This is a genomic window from Shewanella sp. SG41-4 (assembly GCF_014164505.1).
Taxonomy (GTDB): domain Bacteria; phylum Pseudomonadota; class Gammaproteobacteria; order Enterobacterales; family Shewanellaceae; genus Shewanella.
In genome coordinates, this window is the sequence record NZ_JACJFI010000527.1 from 1 (window position 1) to 1,769 (window position 1,769).

The following is a 1,769-nucleotide window of genomic DNA, read 5'->3' on the forward strand; positions in this document are numbered from 1 at the left end:
CTGATAACGAACGCTCTGGTAAGTTAGTATTTGATATTAAAAACGTTAACTATAATTTGCCTGATAAAAATTTAGTTAAAAATTTCAGTACTACGGTCATACGTGGTGACCGTATCGCGTTAATTGGCCCAAATGGTTGCGGTAAATCAACGCTAATCAAGCTATTGATTGAAAAACTTCAACCTCAATCTGGCGAAATTAAAGTTGGTACCAAGTTAGACGTTGCTTATTTTGATCAGTATCGCGAAGCCCTTGATCCTGAGAAAACGGTAGAAGAAAACGTTGGAGAGGGTAAAAGTACCGTCACCATTAATGGCCAAGATCGCCATATTTTGAGTTATCTACAAGATTTCTTATTTTCGCCAATGCGAGCTCGTACTCCGGTAAAAGCACTTTCTGGTGGCGAAAAGAACCGTTTATTGTTGGCCAGATTATTATTACGTCCAGCCAATTTAATTATTCTGGATGAACCAACAAACGATCTTGATATTGAGACGCTAGAGTTGTTAGAGTCTCTACTTGCTGATATCGCCGGTACATCACTTATCGTGAGTCATGACAGAGCATTTATCGACAATACAGTTACCAGCAGTTGGTGGTTTGCAGGTAATGGTCAATGGGCTGAGTATGTTGGTGGTTATCAAGATGCGGTAGCCCAAGGTGCAAAGTTTTATTCTGAGGAACCAGTTGCTGAAAATGTTGTCCAACCTTCCGCAGTGGTTGAAACAAAGCCTGTCAGTATCCCTGAGAAAGCAGCAAAGAAACTGTCTTACAAGTTACAACAAGAATTAGAAACGCTTCCGAGCCAAATGGAAAAGCTCGAGCAAGAGATTGCCCAATTGCAGCAAACCGCAGGTGATGCAGATTTTTATAATCAACCGCAGGATTTGGTCAATAAAACATTGCAATTGTTGGTAGAAAAAGAACAGAATTTAGAAGTTTGCTTCGAGCGATGGGAAGAGCTTGAGTCACTGAAGTAAAGCATATTAAAACAGGAATAGTTACATGAAGTTAAAGTTTGATAAAGCCTTATCCCTTGTTGCGATAGGTGTATTAAGTGTCGTTGGAACAGTTCAAGCTGCGCCAGTATATGAAATTGTAAATATTGAAGATTTCGACTTAAAAGGCACTATTGACGGTACACGTAATGGCTATGCCATGGCAGTGAACAGTGAAGATGAAGTTGTCGGTATTTCAAAAGGTAAAAAGAAACTTGGCACCGAAGACATTGAAGGCGGCATTATTGATGTTGAAGATGGTATTTCTGATGCAGAATCAATTACCTATTCGGTGCTGGCACCAATAGAGGCAAACAATTTTACCTCAACAACTAGTGCTAATGCCGCTGAAGGTGCTTGGAAACCTACATTTTATAGCTTAGCCGGTACCACTAATCCTACTGACGTAGACAGTGATGGTGAACTCGTTGTTAATTCAGTTGATACCTTTTTCTATGGTTTAAACAGTAATGGCACCAAAGTGGGCGCTTATACTGGTGAGCAAAAGACCTTAGCTTATGAAGGTACAAGCACAACACAAGAGCTTTGGTATTATCGTGACTTCGAACTACGTGCAATTGCAGTAAAAAATGATGTTGAATTTTCATTATTACCTCCTTATACAACCTATGTTCGTGAACAAGACGGTGATACCAGTGCTGCTACGGTTGAGTTAGGTGGTTCATCTGTTGCTGCCGATGTAAATGAAAATAACCTTGTTGTTGGTTATGGTAGTACTGCGTTGTCGTCATCGAGTGTTAAAACTGTGGA

General features: G+C 40.1%; 2 protein-coding genes. Both read left to right on the forward strand.

All coding sequences use genetic code 11. From position 1 onward, the window contains the following. A partial coding sequence (locus H5202_RS21885; protein ID WP_182773894.1) for an ATP-binding cassette domain-containing protein occupies window positions 1–980 on the forward strand: 980 nt, incomplete at its 5' end. A 25-nt stretch (window positions 981–1,005) separates the two neighbouring features. After that, window positions 1,006–1,769, forward strand: a 764-nt coding sequence (locus H5202_RS21890) for a DUF3466 family protein (RefSeq protein WP_182773895.1), incomplete at its 3' end; no start/stop codon positions are given.